This is a genomic window from Alcanivorax jadensis T9 (genome assembly GCF_000756655.1).
GTDB lineage: Bacteria > Pseudomonadota > Gammaproteobacteria > Pseudomonadales > Alcanivoracaceae > Alcanivorax > Alcanivorax jadensis.
Map to the genome: position 1 here is coordinate 185,924 of NZ_ARXU01000003.1, position 16,139 is coordinate 202,062.

General features: G+C 58.7%; 20 protein-coding genes. 11 read left to right on the top strand and 9 right to left on the bottom strand.

The genetic code is table 11. The features are described 5' to 3' along the window. Window positions 1-3: 3 nt before the first annotated feature. Both T9A_RS05515 and T9A_RS05520 read left to right on the top strand, forming a co-directional pair. The gene (locus T9A_RS05515) at window positions 4-1,005 is read left to right on the top strand and encodes a glutathione S-transferase family protein (RefSeq protein ID WP_035245838.1); all 1,002 of its coding nucleotides are present in this window, start codon (window positions 4-6) and stop codon (window positions 1,003-1,005) included. A gap of 94 nt (window positions 1,006-1,099) precedes the next feature. After that, a complete protein-coding gene (locus T9A_RS05520) occupies window positions 1,100-1,960 on the top strand; it encodes a pirin family protein (RefSeq protein WP_035245840.1) in 861 nt (286 codons plus the stop codon). A gap of 59 nt (window positions 1,961-2,019) precedes the next feature. Here the strand turns inward: T9A_RS05520 and T9A_RS16780 are convergent, their stop codons facing one another. After that, entirely contained in the window at window positions 2,020-2,178 is a 159-nt protein-coding gene (locus tag T9A_RS16780) for a YqaE/Pmp3 family membrane protein (protein ID WP_035245841.1), read from the bottom strand. Window positions 2,179-2,330: 152 nt separating this feature from the next. Between T9A_RS16780 and T9A_RS05530 the strand changes: the two genes are divergently transcribed. Further along, window positions 2,331-2,873 (top strand): NADPH-dependent FMN reductase, encoded by a 543-nt coding sequence (locus T9A_RS05530; RefSeq protein ID WP_035245843.1) that lies wholly within the window; start codon window positions 2,331-2,333, stop codon window positions 2,871-2,873. A gap of 98 nt (window positions 2,874-2,971) precedes the next feature. After that, on the top strand, window positions 2,972-3,505 hold the full coding sequence (locus T9A_RS05535; protein ID WP_035245844.1) for an REP-associated tyrosine transposase: 534 nt from the start codon (window positions 2,972-2,974) through the stop codon (window positions 3,503-3,505). 114 nt (window positions 3,506-3,619) lie between these two features. Here T9A_RS05535 and T9A_RS05540 read toward each other — a convergent pair whose 3' ends face one another. The 5 genes from T9A_RS05540 to T9A_RS05560 form a co-directional block, all read right to left on the bottom strand. Further along, the gene (locus T9A_RS05540) at window positions 3,620-4,204 is read right to left on the bottom strand and encodes an LOG family protein (RefSeq protein ID WP_156964836.1); all 585 of its coding nucleotides are present in this window, start codon (window positions 4,202-4,204) and stop codon (window positions 3,620-3,622) included. Between the two features lie 146 nt (window positions 4,205-4,350). Continuing rightward, a complete protein-coding gene (gene phoR / locus T9A_RS05545; RefSeq protein ID WP_035245847.1) occupies window positions 4,351-5,661 on the bottom strand; it encodes a phosphate regulon sensor histidine kinase PhoR in 1,311 nt (436 codons plus the stop codon). Between the two features lie 111 nt (window positions 5,662-5,772). After that, complete coding sequence (gene phoB, locus T9A_RS05550) at window positions 5,773-6,477, bottom strand: phosphate regulon transcriptional regulator PhoB (protein ID WP_035245848.1); 705 nt, start codon at window positions 6,475-6,477, stop codon at window positions 5,773-5,775. 257 nt (window positions 6,478-6,734) lie between these two features. Continuing rightward, on the bottom strand, window positions 6,735-7,607 hold the full coding sequence (gene ubiA / locus T9A_RS05555; RefSeq protein ID WP_035245850.1) for a 4-hydroxybenzoate octaprenyltransferase: 873 nt from the start codon (window positions 7,605-7,607) through the stop codon (window positions 6,735-6,737). Window positions 7,608-7,811: 204 nt separating this feature from the next. Further along, on the bottom strand, window positions 7,812-8,351 hold the full coding sequence (locus T9A_RS05560; RefSeq protein WP_035245852.1) for a chorismate--pyruvate lyase family protein: 540 nt from the start codon (window positions 8,349-8,351) through the stop codon (window positions 7,812-7,814). A gap of 257 nt (window positions 8,352-8,608) precedes the next feature. Here T9A_RS05560 and rd point away from each other — a divergent pair, with 257 nt between their 5' ends. The 7 genes from rd (at window position 8,609) to T9A_RS05595 (ending at window position 12,943) form a co-directional block, all read left to right on the top strand. Next, window positions 8,609-8,773 carry a rubredoxin gene (gene rd, locus T9A_RS05565; RefSeq protein ID WP_035245853.1) on the top strand — a complete coding sequence of 55 codons (165 nt, stop codon included), beginning with the start codon at window positions 8,609-8,611 and terminating at the stop codon, window positions 8,771-8,773. A gap of 61 nt (window positions 8,774-8,834) precedes the next feature. Beyond that, the gene (locus T9A_RS05570) at window positions 8,835-9,983 is read left to right on the top strand and encodes an NAD(P)/FAD-dependent oxidoreductase (protein WP_035245855.1); all 1,149 of its coding nucleotides are present in this window, start codon (window positions 8,835-8,837) and stop codon (window positions 9,981-9,983) included. An 83-nt stretch (window positions 9,984-10,066) separates the two neighbouring features. Continuing rightward, on the top strand, window positions 10,067-10,447 hold the full coding sequence (locus tag T9A_RS05575) for a hypothetical protein (RefSeq protein ID WP_035245857.1): 381 nt from the start codon (window positions 10,067-10,069) through the stop codon (window positions 10,445-10,447). Between the two features lie 24 nt (window positions 10,448-10,471). Next, entirely contained in the window at window positions 10,472-10,993 is a 522-nt protein-coding gene (locus tag T9A_RS05580) for a hypothetical protein (RefSeq protein ID WP_198030620.1), read from the top strand. 304 nt (window positions 10,994-11,297) lie between these two features. After that, the gene (locus tag T9A_RS05585; RefSeq protein ID WP_035245861.1) at window positions 11,298-11,534 is read left to right on the top strand and encodes a DUF5062 family protein; all 237 of its coding nucleotides are present in this window, start codon (window positions 11,298-11,300) and stop codon (window positions 11,532-11,534) included. A gap of 109 nt (window positions 11,535-11,643) precedes the next feature. Then, window positions 11,644-12,285, top strand: a complete 642-nt coding sequence (locus tag T9A_RS05590; RefSeq protein ID WP_035245863.1) for a hypothetical protein — start codon at window positions 11,644-11,646, stop codon at window positions 12,283-12,285. Window positions 12,286-12,457: 172 nt separating this feature from the next. Continuing rightward, complete coding sequence (locus tag T9A_RS05595; protein ID WP_035245869.1) at window positions 12,458-12,943, top strand: hypothetical protein; 486 nt, start codon at window positions 12,458-12,460, stop codon at window positions 12,941-12,943. Window positions 12,944-12,961: 18 nt separating this feature from the next. On the opposite strand, the gene T9A_RS05600 is transcribed toward T9A_RS05595, so the two are convergent. From T9A_RS05600 to znuC, 3 genes are all read right to left on the bottom strand, one after another. Next, window positions 12,962-14,266, bottom strand: coding sequence for an MATE family efflux transporter (locus T9A_RS05600; RefSeq protein WP_035245872.1), 1,305 nt, complete (start codon window positions 14,264-14,266; stop codon window positions 12,962-12,964). 190 nt (window positions 14,267-14,456) lie between these two features. Beyond that, a complete protein-coding gene (gene znuB / locus T9A_RS05605; protein ID WP_035245874.1) occupies window positions 14,457-15,239 on the bottom strand; it encodes a zinc ABC transporter permease subunit ZnuB in 783 nt (260 codons plus the stop codon). After that, on the bottom strand, window positions 15,232-16,005 hold the full coding sequence (gene znuC, locus T9A_RS05610) for a zinc ABC transporter ATP-binding protein ZnuC (RefSeq protein WP_035245877.1): 774 nt from the start codon (window positions 16,003-16,005) through the stop codon (window positions 15,232-15,234). Before znuC ends, znuB begins: the two co-directional genes overlap by 8 nt. Window positions 16,006-16,139: the final 134 nt, after the last annotated feature.

Below are 16,139 nucleotides of genomic sequence, written 5' to 3' on the forward strand. Positions count from 1 at the left end.
ATCATGGGACTGCTGGTCGATGGCAAATGGCAGGACAAGTGGTACGACACCAAGAGTACCGGTGGGCGCTTCAAGCGTTCCGAGAGCCAGTTCCGCAACTGGGTGACTGCTGACGGCAGCGCCGGACCCAGTGGCGACAGTGGCTTTCAGGCAGAAAGCGGTCGTTACCACCTGTATGTGTCCTACGCCTGTCCCTGGGCCCACCGCACCTTGATCGTGCGGGCATTGAAAGGTCTCCAGGAGCACATTGGCGTGTCTGTGGTGCATCCGCACATGCTGGAAAACGGCTGGGAACTGCGCGATGACTTTGACGGCGCCAGCGGCGATGCGCTCTATGGTTTCAGCAAGCTCTATGAGTTGTACCTGAAAGCGGATGACAACTACACCGGCCGCGTCACCGTGCCAGTGTTGTGGGACACGCAGCGCGAGACCATTGTCAGTAACGAGTCCGCAGAAATTATCCGCATGCTCAATACCAGCTTTGACGATCTGGGGGCGGCGCCGGGCAATTTTTATCCGCAGGCGTTGCAGGCGGAGATTGATGCCATCAACGAGCGTGTCTACAACGACGTAAACAATGGCGTCTACAAGGCCGGTTTTGCCACCAGTCAGGACGCCTACGATGAAGCGGTGGTGACCTTGTTCGAGCAGCTGGATGCCCTCGAGCAACGGCTTGGCGAGCAGCGCTATCTGGTCGGTAACACGCTCACCGAAGCGGATCTGCGGCTGTGGACCACCCTGGTACGCTTTGATCCGGTGTACGTCACCCACTTCAAGTGTGACCGCAAGCGGATCGCGGACTACCCGAACCTGAACGGGTTTCTGAAAGAGATTTACCAGCTGCCCGGTGTGGCGGAGACAGTGAATATGGCGCATATCCGCCACCACTATTTCCGCAGCCACCCGACGGTGAATCCCCACGGGATTATTTCCATCGGGCCAGAGCTGGATTGGGATTCACCCCACGGTCGAGAACGGTTGGGGGAAAGAGAGATCAGCGGCTAGCTACGAGTTACTAGCTGCGAGAAAAGCCAAACCGGTTTTTTTTAACTGGCAGCTAGTAGCTAGAAGCTCGTAGCTGCTTTCACAGGAGGTTCCCATGGAACGCACTATTCTCAACACCATTCGCGCACTGGATACATCTGATGGTGCCGGCGTTCGCCTGAAGCGGGCACTGGGCTACAACCCCATGGTGCGCCTGGACCCTTTCCTGATGCTGGATGCGTTCTCTTCGGATAACCCGGATGACTACATTGCCGGCTTCCCGCCGCACCCACACCGGGGCTTTGAAACGGTGACCTACCTGATGGAAGGCCACATGAAGCATCGCGATCATCTGGGTAACGAAGGGGACCTGCAGCAAGGCGGTGTGCAGTGGATGACAGCCGGTCGCGGCATCATTCATGAGGAAATGCCGCAGCAACAGGATGGCTTGCTGCGCGGTTTCCAGCTGTGGATCAACCTGCCGGCGGCGGAAAAAATGAAAGCCGCTGGATACCGGGACATTACCGATACCGAGATTCCGCGCCTGGATTTGCCCACGGGAGGTCAGATCAAGGCGATTGCCGGGGAAGTCACCATCGGCAATCAGGTGATCAAGGCACCGGTAAACGGCGGCAGTACCGATCCGCTTTACCTGGACGTGAAATTGCGCGCTGGCGAAACAGTGACAGTGCCACTGACACAGGGCTATAACGCCTTCCTGTACCTGTTCGAAGGCCAGGTCAGCGTGGCCGGCGAGGGGGTAAAGAGCGACCACCTGGCCACCTTCACTGACGGTGACAAGGTCTCTCTGGTGGCCGGTGATCACGGTGCCAGGCTGTTGCTGCTGGCAGGCAAGCCCATTGGCGAGCCCATTGCCCAGTACGGCCCGTTCGTTATGAACACCCAGGACGAGATCAATCAGGCCCTGAGTGACTATCGCGATGGCACCCTGACCGCCGAGCCGTCATCCCTGTGACGGTTAACCACACCCTGCCCCGCACTTGCCGGGGCTTTTTTTGCCGATGATGTTGGCCGCTAGCGTGACGCGATCACCCAGACCGCATGCACGATACCGGGAATGTAACCGAGAATGGTCAGCACGATATTGATCCAGAAATGCTTGCCAATCCCTTCCTGGAGAAACACCCCCAGTGGTGGAAGCAGGATGGCGATGAGAATACGCAACAGATCCATGCGGTTCTCCTTGAGTCCGAAAATCTCACTGTAATTTTTTTATGCCATAGCGTCTGTTAAAAAAACACAAATTGCGGCACAGATTGCATTGCTGACACCGTGATTTTCCGGGAAGCTGGGCGTTGCGAGATATCTGGGAAAGGAGAGACAGCATGAAGGTTTTGGCTATAGCAGGCAGTTTGCGAGAGAAATCCTACAACCGCGGCCTGGTTCGCGCCGCCCGGGCGTTGGCGCCGTCGGGAATGGAAATCATTGAAGCGGACATCAGTGATATCCCGCTCTATAACGGTGATGACGATGGCGACGACCGCCCTGCTCCGGTGACTGCCCTGGCAGAACAGGTAAAAGCGGCGGATGCCTTCTTGTTTGCCACCCCGGAATACAACTATTCCATCCCCGGTGTACTGAAAAATGCCATCGACTGGTTATCCCGGGTCCCGGGTGGCATCTTCGCCGGCAAGGCCGCCGCCATCATGGGCGCCTCCATGGGCGGCATGGGCTCCAGCCGCAGCCAGTATCACCTGCGTCAGGTCTTGGTATTTCTTGATGTGCACCCGCTCAACAAACCGGAAGTGTTCGTCTCCGCCGCCCATGAGAAGTGCGATGACAATGGTGACCTTCAGGACGAAGCAACGAAGGAAATGATCGGCAAACAACTGGCTGCCTTGCAGGCCTGGGCCGACACCCTGCAGTAAACGGTGCAGTTCGCCATAGGCGTAGGGTGCCATTGAGCCTAAGGCGAACTGCACCATAACCCCATACCCACAATGTCTTGTCACAAGGATGTGAAAAGATGCCAATGTACCGCCGTGTCTGGCAGCCTGGGGGCTGCTATTTCTTTACCGTCAATCTGCAGCAGCGAGGCGACAACGATCTGCTCGTCCGTCATGTGGATATACTGCGAGAGTCCGTTCGCAAAGTGAGAAGCGCTCACCCTTTCCGTATTCATGGCTGGGTTGTACTACCGGGTCATCTTCACTGCGTCTTGCAGTTGCCGGATGCAGACGATGATTTCATTCGTCGCTGGCGACTCATCAAGTCCACTTTCTCTCGAAAAATACCTCATCTGGAGCATCGTAATCCATCGCGCATAAAGCGTGAGGAAAGAGCTATCTGGCAGCGCCGTTTTTGGGAGCACTGCATTCGCGATGAACAGGATTATCGGGCGCATATGGATTATGTGCATATCAATCCGGTAAAGCATGGCCTGGTTTCACGGGTGCAGGATTGGCCCTATTCCACCTCCCATCATTGGGTTCGGCGTGGTGTCTATGCGGTGGATTGGGCTGGCGGATCGGAAGGGAAGGTCGATAAGGTGCCTGATTGATGGGGTGTTGATGGTGCAGTTCGCCTTAGGCTCAGTGCACCCTACACAAGATTCGGACGTAGGGTGCCATTGAGCCTAAGGCGAACTGCACCATATAGGCCTTGCAGAGAAAAATCAGAGCTGCTCTTCGCGGCGAATCCACTTGGTCACTTCCGGCGCCTGATAATCTGCGAAGCTGTCCAGAAGGCTTGCCGGTGTGTCGTGAACCTGCAGCAGGTCTCTGTGCTCCTGGCGCAGAAAACCCTGGTTTACCGCGTGGTCGAGAAAGGTGATCAGGTGGTTGTAATAGCCGTTCACGTTTAACAGGGCGCAGGGTTTGTGGTGAAAGCCCAGTTGCGCCCAGGTAAGAATTTCAAAAATTTCCTCCAGCGTACCCATGCCGCCGGGCAAGGCGATAAAGCCGTCAGAACAATCAGCCATGGCAGCCTTGCGCTCGTGCATGGAACCCACCACACGCAATTCGGTGAGGTGATCGTTGCCGATCTCCTTGCGCATTAATGCATCAGGAATAATGCCGATCACTTCACCGCCCTGCTGCATGACCGCATTGGCGATGGCTCCCATGACGCCCACGCTGGCCCCGCCATAGACAAGGCCAAGGTTGCGGGCAACCAATTCTTTGGCGAGACCCTCAGCGGCTTGAATATAGTCGTTTCCCTCACCGGGGCTGGAGCCGCAATAGACGCAGATTTTTTTCATGGGCATCGCCGTTTGTTCGTTGTGGCTAGAGGCAACTGTAGGAGCGCCGCTTGAGGCGCGAACCGAGCCTCGGCGAGGACATCGCCTTTGGGTTGCTGCCTCGCTCGCTCGGTTCGCGCCTCAAGCGGCGCTCCTACGCTGGCTTTTTACCCCGCCACCGCCGTGGGTTTACTCACCAACCGATCCGCCGGGAAATGACAGGTAAAGACGCTGCCCTTGCCCAGTTCGCTCTTGATTTCCAGTTTGCCGTTGTGGCGGATCATCACGTGCTTGACGATGGCCAGGCCCAGACCGGTGCCGCCGGTCTCGGTGACGCGGCTGTTATCCGGGCGATAGAAGCGTTCGGTGAGGCGCGGAATGTGGGCCGGATCAATGCCGACGCCGTTGTCGCTCACTGCCAGATGCGCGCCGCGTTCATCCTGCCACCAGCGAATCTGGATCTGGCCACCGGCGGGAGTGTATTTCACCGCATTGGTGATCAGGTTGCCGAACGCGCTTTCCAGCTCTGCCGGGTTGGCGATCAGGCGGGCCTCTTCGGTCACGTCCAGCTCGATGCTGTGGGCCTTGTCGGCGCTGAGTGCGAGGGCATTTTCGCGCATGCGTTTGAGCATGCCGTGGACCGGTACCGCCTGGCTCAGGTTGTCCGCGTCGGTGCCTTCCAGTCGGGCCAACAACAGCAGATCCGAGACCAGAGCTTCCATGCGGTTGGACTGGTTGTCCATCTGGGTGAGCGCCCGGCGCAGGCGCGACTGTTCTTCCGGTACGGTATCAAGCAGGGTTTCAAGGTAACCCTTGAGCACGGTCAGCGGGGTTTTCAGTTCGTGGCTCACGTTGGCCACGAAATCCTTGCGCATCTGTTCCAGGTGATGGAGCCGGGTCACGTCCCGGGCCATCATCAACTGTTCGCCCACACCAAACTCGGTGACGCGAAATTGCAGGATGCGGTTGTCGTCTACCGGCGAGGGAATTTCCAGGGCGTCACGAAAATCTCCCTGGCTAAGGTATTCGGTAAATTTCGGATGGCGGATCAGGTTGGTGAGCGGTTGGCCCAGGTCCTGGCGGGCATTGAAACCCATATAGTGTTCTGCGGCCTGGTTCCAGTACTCCAGGTAGCCGTGTTGATCGATGAGGATGACCACATCTTCCAGGGCATTCACCGATTGTTGGGCGCGGTGAATGATGCCTTGCAGGTTTTCCTGGGCGCGGCGTTCTTTCTGGAAAAGGTGTTCAAGGCGAGTGTAGAACTCGCCCCACAGGCCGGTGCTGTCCGGTGGCTCGGTATGGTCATCGCGCACCAGCCAGCTGTACAGGCCAAACAACTGCCGGGTGCTCCAGATGATATAGCCCAGCATGCCTGCCAGCAGTGGCCAGATGTTGCCCACCGCTAACGCCGCCAGAGCGGCCAGCAGTAACAGGCCGACAATGCGATTTACTTCCTTGGCCAGACTGGCTTTCATGATCTCGCTTCCACCGCCCCGTTGCGGCTACGTGGGTGCATTAATCGTAACCGACTCGCATTGCACCACCTCTTCTGATTGCGCGCAATGCGCAGCGCAGACCGGATCGGTTCAGCCTGCCTTGGCGGATTTTACTGAAAAACGGTAGCCGGTGCCGCGTACCGTCTGGATAAAACGGTCGTAGCCGAAGGGAGCCAGGGCTTTGCGCAGGCGGCGGATATGCACATCGATGGTGCGGTCTTCCACATACACGTTGGCGCCCCACACCTGATCCAGTAACTGGGTGCGCGAGTAGGCCCGTTCCTGGTGGCTCATGAAGAATTCCAGCAGCCGGTATTCCGTCGGGCCCATGTCCACGGGTTCGTCGTCTGCGCTGATGCGATGGCTGACCGGATCCAGGCAGAGACCTTCCACTTCAATGGCCTTGTCCGCCGCCGTACTGGAAGCCCGGCGCAGTACCGCCTTGATGCGGGAAATCAGCTCGCGGGTGGAAAACGGCTTGGTGATGTAGTCATCGGCGCCCACGTCCAGGCCCTGGATCTTGTTGTCCTCTTCGCTCTTGGCGGTGAGCATGATGATGGGAATCTCGTTGGTGGTCTCATCACGCTTGAGGCGGCGGGCCAGCTCAATGCCGGTGATCGACGGCAGCATCCAGTCCAGCAGCACCAGATCCGGGCGTTCATCGACAATAATTTCGTGGCCGCGTTGGGCATTTTCTGCCTCCAGCACATCAAAATCAGCCAGCTCCAAGGCAACGGCCACCATTTCCCGAATAGCGGGCTCGTCGTCAACAATCAAAATACGGTTACGGGACATGGCTTTCCTTCCTTGCCTGTCTATCTATGTTGCCCTATTAGATTGCTTTTTTGTGACATTCGTATGACAAGTTGGGCGGATTTTTGGGGGAAAAGCAAGAGGCGAGCTATAACACCAATTCAGGGCATGTGCCGATGGATGGATACGGCACTTCGCGCTGCTGAGGAAAAACAGAAAAAATCTCAGCGCGGGTCATCACGGCTAACGAGTGGCATTACCCTATGTCGCGTTGCAACTCGAAGCTTGTAGCTTGCCACTCAAAGATACTGGAAATATAACCCGACAAACACGCACGCTCCGGCCCAGTGGTTATTGAGAAAAGCGTGGAAGCTGGGCCAGCGTTCCCGGTAGCGGATCAGACTGTGCTGGAACAGGAAGCTCAGGGTCATGCCGCCCAGGCCCACGTACCAGGGCCAAGAGAAGTCCAGCCGTTGTCCCACCATGATCAGCGCCAGCAGAGTCAGACCCTGGAGGATGGCGATCATCAGCCGGTCCGCATCGCCGAACAGGATGGCGGTGCTCTTGATGCCCAGTTTCAGGTCGTCTTCCCGGTCGCACATGGCGTATTCGGTGTCGTAGGCCACAGTCCACACCAGGTTGGCCACATACAATAGCCAGGCGATTTCCGGCACTGCCCCGGTTTCGGCGGCAAATGCCATGGGGATGGCCCAGCTGAAGGCGGCGCCCAGAAACAGTTGCGGCATGAAGGTGAAGCGTTTGGTGAAGGGGTAAAGAACAGCAAGCCCGAGGCCACCGAAGGACAACCAGAAGGTCAGCTCGTTGAGGAACAGCACCAGCACAAAGGCCAGCAGCCCCAGTCCACAGAACAGGGCCAGGGCTTTCTTGGCGCTGATGGCACCGGTGGCCAGTGGACGACCTTTGGTGCGTTCCACGTCACCATCGAAATCCCGGTCGGCAAAGTCGTTAATCACGCAGCCGGCGGCACGCATGATGATCACCCCGAGAATGAAGATCAGCACGGTTTTCAGGCTCGGCGTGCCATTACCGGCAATCCACACCGCCCACAGGGTGGGCCACAGCAGCAGCAGCGTACCGATGGGGCGATCCAGGCGCATCAGCTGTATATAGGGCCAGGCTTGGGGGTAGCGCTGTTCAACGAAGGCAAACATGGGACATCCGGTTGTCAGGGGCGGGGTTAAGTTTCAAGTTGAAAGTGGAAAGTTTCAAGGCGCCTTGTAGGAGCACCTCTTGAGGTGCGAAGCCTCGAATGGTCGCGATAACTCTCAGATTTGAACCGTCTCTCCCTCCAGGCAGGGTGACTGCGGTGAAAACCATTTCCTCGCTACGCTCGGTTCGCACCTCAAGAGGTGCTCCTACAGCAGTGAAGAAACGCTAGTAGCGCCCACCTTCTCCCACAGTGCCGGCAGAAAGTATTCTGCTACCAGCAACGGCTCACCGCGTTTGATGAAACGGGACTGGCGCCCCCAGCACACTGGCATGGCTTCTGCAGGGCTTCCAAGGCGGGCCCAGACCTGGTCGCGCAGGCAGGTGGGGCGTTTGTAGAGTTCCAGGCCCAGGGAGCGGCTACCCATATGGCCCAGGGAGCGATTGGCGCCGGTGAGGCTGGTCAGGGGCAGAACGCTGCGGGCGGCCACCACCGGGGTGTCGTCCAGCAGCAGAGTGACCTCGCGGATCAGTGCCGCCCGCCGGGGAGCCAGGTCCAGCAGTTGCCGTTCGTCGGCTCGGGGAAAGCTGATGGCGTGGTAGCCAGGCTCCACCCGGAACTGGCCGTGGCGCTTCAGACGCAGGGTCAGGGACGCCGGATCCGCCATCCACTCACGGATACGGGGCGGCAGCACCAGCTGTTCCAGCGGGCGCCAAAGGCTGTCAGGATGCAGGGCGGCAGGCAGCATGGGTCTCTCAACATCGCAGGCCGCAGGACTATGGCGCAAGCAGTGACTCAGGGCAAGTCAGCAGCGCGCCGGTCTGCGAGCGCTTGCCGGCAAGCGATAATGGCCTTGGGCCAGGCAAATGGACCCCGGCGCCAATGCGTGCCAGTGCCCAATGTCATTGATTTTTCGGGCGTGCGCCGATAGGTTATCGCCCCCCGAGATACACCCTGTATGTAGCAGAGTAAGCGAGTACTTACTCCAATTCGACGAGGTTCACGATGAAGAAGTGGGAATGCGTAGTGTGCGGTTTCATCTATGACGAAGCCGAAGGTCTGCCCGATGAGGGTATTGCCCCCGGTACGGCCTGGGATGATGTGCCGGAAGACTGGGTCTGCCCGGATTGTGGCGTGGGCAAGGACGACTTCGAAATGGTGGAAATCTGAGCCGTTAAGCTCTGACCCACACAGTCATTCCGCCCGTTCACTGATTAATTAAGGACTGTTCATGCAACCTATCGTCATCATCGGTTCCGGCCTTGCCGGCTTTAATACCGTCAAGGAATTCCGCAAGCTGGACAAGGAAACGCCCATCGTTGTGATCACCAGCGACGACGGCCGTAACTATTCCAAGCCCATGCTGTCCGCCGGTTTTACCAAGGAAAAAACCGCTGATGACCTGTGCATGGCCACGCCGGAAAAGGTTGCCGAGCAGTTCAATGTGGAAGTGCGCACCGACGTGCATGTGGCGGAAATCGACCCCTCCGGCAAGCGTGTACTGCTGCCGGACGACCACCTGGACTACAGCAAGCTGGTGCTGGCGTTGGGGGCTGATACCTGGACCCCGCCGCTGGAAGGCGATGCTGTGGGCGATGTGTTCTCCGTCAACGATCTGATGGACTACGGCAAATTCCGCACCGCCCTGAAGGGGGCAAAGAAAGTCACCATTCTGGGTGGTGGCCTGATCGGCTGTGAATTTGCCAACGATCTGTCCAACGGTGGTTATGAGGTGACTCTGGTGGAGCCCCAGGGGCGCTGCCTGCCGCTGCTACTGCCCGAGCCGGCATCTGCGGCAGTCGGCCGGGGTCTGGCGGATCTGGGCGTGACCTTCCAGTTCGGTCCTCTGGCCCAGGCGGTGAACCACGGTGATAACAATCAGCTGGTCACCGAGCTGTCCGACGGCACCCGTATCGAGTCCGACGTGGTGCTGTCCGCAATCGGCCTGCGTCCGCGTATTGCCCTGGCCAAGGAAGCCGGCCTGGCCATCAACCGTGGCATCATCACCGACAAGACTCTGCAGACCAGCGCTGAGGATATCTACGCCCTGGGCGACTGCGCTGAAGTGCAGGGTCACGTGCTGCCCTACGTGCTGCCGCTGATGGCCTCCGCCCGTGCCCTGGCCAAGACCCTGGCCGGTGAAACCACTGCAGTGAGCTACGGTGTCATGCCGGTCACCATCAAGACCCCGGCCTGCCCGGTGGTGGTGTGCCCGCCGGCAGATGCCGACAACGGCGAATGGGAAATCCAGGAAGACGGCAACAACGTTCAGGCCCTGTTCCGTGGCAAGGATGGCAGCCTGCAGGGCTACGCGCTCACCGGTGATGCGGTGAAAGAGAAAATGAAGCTCAACAAGGAACTGCCGCCGTTGATGCCCTAACGGCGGCCCGCCGTAGGAGCTATGCTCGCATGGCGAACCGCCAGGCAGGCTCCTGCAATCGGCAACCCAACAAAGGAACGCCCATGAAATTTGCACTGGTTTTGCTGATCCTCGGCTGGCGTCTGCGCTGGCTGGCCTGGCGTGATGCGGGCTTTCGCAAGCAGTTGGAAAACCGCGACGTGGTGATGCAGTGGCGTACCTTTAACGGCAAGCCGGCGCGCAGCTTTCATTTCACGCCGGGCAAGGTGGTGTCGAAAGGTGGCCTGCATGGTCAGCCTACCGTCACCCTGAATTTCAAGGACGCCAACTACGCTTTCCGCACCCTGCAGGTGGCCGGCAAAAACCAGATGGCTTTCATGGAAGGGATGCAGGCCGGCGATATCAAGATCGAAGGCGACCCGGGCCAGCTGATGTGGTTCATGACCTTGATGAAGTTCATCATGCCTGGCGGCAAGAAAAAATAACCCTCAGCTTTTCATGACAAGGATGTGATGAAAAAGATTAGTACGGTAGCAGTGCTGGTTACGTTATTTCCCTTGCTTGGTCAGGCGTCGGAGAAGCAGCGAGTTGCTGAAGCTGATACTGCCCTCAGGGAAATTGTGCCGATGATGGGGCAGCTCTATCGGTGTCATGCCAATACCATTCTCGAACAAGGCTGTGCTAAATACCATCTTGTATTCAATGCAGAAGGAAAGTTAGAGCGCGTTTCTATCACTGAAAGCGACTTCTCGAATGAAGCGTTTTTCTCTGCTGTTGCCGATTTGTTTCGAGCCCATGTCTCGGTGTCTCCCACCAAGGAAGAAGCAAAAACTCTGGATGTGCATGCGCCTATCTGCTTTGAAGATCAATCCCCTGTGCATGAAGATTTTCAGCCTTATCTTGATAAAAAGCGCAATGGAGTCACGAATAGAGATTGGCTGGCAAGCCTGATAAATAAGGAAGCGGAACTCCGTAACTGTGTAGTCAAGGATAAAGCGGTACTGCCAAGAGCAGAAACCATGAAACCTTAGTGGTTGGATTACGATGAGGTGTGGCTGTTTTGTCTATCTCAGTTGATGGCAGCGGCGCTGTGAGAGCGCTGGGTATTCAGGCCTCTAATCCTGAGCTGTAGGCCTTTGGCGAAACTCTATTGCCGGTTTTTGAGCAGCTTCAGTTTCCTGAAACGGGTAAGGCTGATGGGTTCTTGTAGGAGCTGAAATCTTTTCTTCAATAGCTGGGCTATAAAATAGGCGGGTGCCCAATAGCTCTCGCTTTTCCCTTTGGTAAAGCCAAATCATCCAGTACGCTGGGGATGAACCGATACAGGGAATGGTGATGAAAAAACTCAAAAACGAAAAAGAACTGGTAAAGAAAGCCATTACGCTGGGGGTGGATTATGCCGAAAAGCGGGGTGTGGTGGAGTTCGAGGCCACCGACTCTGCGTCGGAAAAGCTCGAGTACATCTATCGCCTGCTGGTGCATGACAAGGTGATTCAGCCGTTGCCGGAAGATCAAGTGTCCCAGCCGTCAATTCAGCACAAACTGGCCATCTGGGCGTCAAAACAAAAATAGCCGGGTATCGCTTGTTCGTTTTGGGTCTGTTATAAAAATCCTTGAACTTGATCCTGTGGGCGTTGACTCATGCGCCCGATGCCAATGCCTCTCTTCAAAAGGACCTGACATGCGACGCAATCCCCTGTTGGTTATCGCCAGTATGCTCCTGCTACTGACCGCCTGTGCCACCACCACCGAAACCCATTCCACCTGGCAGACCAAAACCGGTGAATCTCATCCTACCTTCCGGCACCTGTATGTGCTGGTGCTGGCAGATGACCCTGCGGTGGCCGCCACGGCTGAAAATCAGGTGCGCAAAAGCCTGAATCATCGGGCTGTTGAAGCCTCGCTGGCCAATGAGACCCTGGGTGAGCGAGAGGTAGAACGGGATGCCTACCGTGCCCAGGTCGAGGCTGCGGTCAAGGCCAGCGGCGCCGACGGCGTTATGGTGGTGTCGTTGCTGAAGGTCGAAGAACGCTCCGAGTATGTGCCGCCTCAGGTCGACTATGTGCCGATGCCCTCGGCGCCAGCTTACCTGGGCTACGGCCCCTATGTGGGCCACAGCTACGGCGCGATCTATCAGCCCGGTTACTATCACAACGCCAAGGACTATTACCTGCAGACCCAGGTCTACAGCGTGGAACGCAAGCGCCCGGTGTGGCAGGCCCAGTCGCGTAGCATGAACCCGGATAGCCTGAAGAATGGCGCCAAGGGCTACGCCAAGAGCATCGTCTCGCAGCTGGACAAGGATGGGGCGCTGAAGCGTTAGTCAAACGCAGCTGAAGTCCTGCAATTCATCTCTGTCGATGGCAGGACCCGGCACTCCACGCTCGTAAAACCGCTCCGCTAGTCGGGGCGGTTTTGCGTTTATCGATGCCGCTGGCAGCCCTTGGCTGAGTTCGCTAAGGTTTGTGCCTTCAATAAAAATAGATGGAATATTGATGAAAAAAGGAATTTCGGGGGCGCTGGCTGCAGTAATAGTGACGGGATTGGCGGCGTTTTTTCAGCCTGTACTGGCGGAGGAGGATGAGAAAGTATACCTGGTAGCACGGTTCGATCTGGATGGTACTACCTACAATCAGGTCGTGTTCTTTCAGGATGACGTCATCACTGATCTGAAAAGCTGCAAGCGGGAAATGATGTACGGCCGCAATGGCAAGTGGCAGGTCTATTCCCACATCACCAATGCGGTGCGCGGCTTTACCTACAGCCTCAGTTATACCTGTGCTCTGGGTCGTCAGGACTTCAGCGGCTGGGATAAGAGTGGTCAGATTAACCCCACACACACCTATGAAGTGGTGGTTCGGGATCAGTCTTTGCAGGTCATTCCACGCAATAGCTACAGCGCTTGTTTGAAAAAGGTTCGTAGTGCCGGAGGCGAAACGGCTAAACGCTACTGTGCACGGTCTACCCAGACTATCCAGTAGTGAGTTTTCAAGTGCCTGTCACGATTGCCGCTGATAGCCGGGTGTTGCAAGTCGTTTTTTCAGCACCCAACCCATCAATATTCCCCGCCCGGCCATAAAGCCGTTCATGGCCAGCCATAGGCCGTGGTTGTCCCAGCCCCGGTTCAGTGCCCAGAGCACAAAGAAGATCCCCACTGCCACCAGCATGGTGTTACGCATGGCGGCGCCCCAGGTGGCGCCCACGAAAATGCCGTCCAGCCAGAAGCCGGCACTGGCGGTGAGTGGTAACAGCAGCATCCACGGCAGATAGGTGATGGCAGTGTCGCGGATATCAGGCAGGTCGGTGAGCAGATGAATCAGCGGCACACCGCCGAGACTGAATGCCAGTAGACCAAGTGCCGCACAGGCCACAGTCCAGCGTCCGGTGGCGCCAATGGCCTGGCCCAGGGCCTGGTGATCGTTCTTGCCGTGGGCCTCGCCCACCAGGGCTTCTGCTGCGTTGGCAAAGCCGTCGAGCAGGTTACTGAGCAGCAGCAGGAAAGTGATCAGCACCGCATTGGCGGCCAGTACCGCGTCACCCAGCCGCGCGCCCTGGGCGGCGAAGAAAAAGAAGCAGCTGAGCAGAGCAAGGCTGCGCAGAAAGATATCCCGGTTCACCGCCATCAATGCCAGGATGGCGTGTGGCTGCCACAGTCGTTCCTGCCGTGCCGGTGGACGCAGGGCGCCGCGTAGCCAGAACAGGCCGCCGGCCAGTCCCACGTATTCCGCGGTGGCACTGGCAATGGCTACCCCGCGCACATCCAGATGCCAGACCTGCACCAGCAGAATGTCCAGCAGGGCATTGGTGCTGTGCATCAGCACCGTCATCTTCAGTGGCACCCGGGTGTTATGGGTGCCGATGGCGAAGCCGATCAGGGCGAAATTGGCCAGCGCGGCCGGGGCGCCAAGAATGCGAATGTTGATGTAGTCGCCGGCCAGACCCTGAACATCATCACTGCCGCCCAGCAGCCACAGGCCGGTTTCCCGCAGCAGTGGTGACAGGGCAATCAGCGCCAGCCCCAGCCCGGTGGATAACAACAGGCCGCGCAGTAACACCACCCGGGTGTCCTTCTCGCCGCCCCGCGCCTGGGAGGCAAAGCCGGTGGTGCCCATGCGCAGGAAGTTGAACGAGAAATACAGGAACATGAAGAAGTTGCCACCCAGCGCCACCGCCGCCAGATAACGCGGATGATCCAGGTGCCCCACCACGGCGGTGTCCACCAGACCCAGCAACGGTGCGGTCAGGTTGGACAGCAACAGCGGCCATGCCAGCATCCAGATGCGGCGGTTAAGGGACAAACTCATTCACACTCCACAAACCGTTCTACCAGATCGCTGTAGGAGTTCCCTTCCAGGAGGCGAACCGCGTGCAAACGCGGAAATTGCCCGCAGGGCAATCAGGAATTTCAGGGCTCGACAGGTTTAGATAGAAACCCGACCCCCTCGCTATGGCTCCGGTTCGCACCTCAAGAGGTGCTCCTACAGAGAGAAACCGTCAGGCCGGTTTCCGCAACAACGTCAGCACAAACACACTACTGGCGGCGACCACAATGGAGGGTCCCACCGGGGTGTTGGCAAACCAGCTCACCGCCAGCCCGGCCAGCACTGACAGGGTGCCCAGCACACTGGCCACCGCGGCCATCTGCGCCGGGGTATGGGTCAGCCGGCGGGCACTGGCGGCGGGGATTACCAGCAGGGAGGTGATCAGCAGTACCCCCACGGTGCGGATGGCCCCGGCGATCAGCAGGGCCAGCAACAGCATCAGCAGCAGCCGGGTGCGCTGCACTGCCACCCCTTCCACCTGGGCCAGCTCCTCGCTGACGGTGATGCTCAGCAGCGACCGCCATTGCCACAGCATCAGCAGCAGAATCAGGATGGCGCCAGCCCACAGGGCCAGCGCATCCTGCCAGCCCACCGCCAGCAGGTCACCGAACAGGTAGGCAAACAGGTCCACCTGGATGCCCTCTTGCAAGCTGATGGCAATCACCCCCAGAGCCAGGGTGGTATGGGCGACGATGCCGAGTAGTGTATCGCTGGCCAGTTGTTGCTGGTGCTGCAGCGCAGTGAGGGCGCCTGCCAGGCCCAGGCACACGGCCACCACCGCCAGGTACAGGCTGATATCCAGTGCCAGGCCAAGAGCCGCGCCAAGCAGGGCGCCGTGGGCCAGGGTGTCACCGAAAAAGGCCATCCGCCGCCAGACCACGAAGGCGCCCATGGGGCCGGACACCAGGGCCACGGCCAGGCCGGCGAACAGCGGCGGCAACAACAGCTCAATCATGGTGGCAATTCCCGTCGTGTTGATGGCCCGGCTGGGCGTCGCCGTGCAGATCATGGTCGTGATCATGATCGTGGGTGTAGAGCGCCAGGTTGGGGGTGCCGCCACCGGGGCCGAACAGTTCGTGGTAGGCCGGGTCCCGGCTCACCGATTCCGGGCTGCCGGAACAGCACACATGGCGCTGCAGGCAGATCACCTCGTCGGTGGCCGCCATCACCAGATGTAAGTCGTGGGAAATCAGCAGGATGGCGCAGCCCAGGTCATCGCGGACCGACTTGAGCAGCCCGTAGAGGGCATTCTGGCCGGCCACATCCACCCCCTGGGCCGGCTCGTCCAGCACCAGCAGGTCGGGCTTGCGCAGCAGCGCTCGGGCGAGCAGCACTCGTTGCATCTCACCGCCGGACAGCTGCTGCACCGCGCGGCGACGCAGATGGGCTACGCCGGCCTGCTCCAGCGCCGCCCGCCGGGCGGACGTGGGGCCGGGAGCGGCCAGCCACAGGAACCGGTCCACGGTGAGCGGCAGGCTGTCGTCGATCTTGATGTGCTGGGGCATATAGCCCACCCGCAGCCCCTTGCGACGGTTCACCGAGCCGCTGGACGGCGTGACCAGGCCCAGCACTACCCGCGCCAGAGTGCTTTTGCCAGCGCCATTGGGGCCGATCAGGGTGGTGATGCGCCCGGGGGCCAGGGTCAGGCTGACCTCGGACAGCACGCTGTTGCCACCTAGGGTGACTGACACCGCCTGTACATTGACCAGAGGTTCCGACATAGCAAAAGTGCCCGAAGAACAAAGGCGCAATGATATACTGCCGGCCTTTCGCCTGCACGAAGCAGGCTTTCTGTAGGAACGCAGCTGGCGGCGCGATCAGAAACCAGGATCAAAAGCCATTTCACCATAGAGGG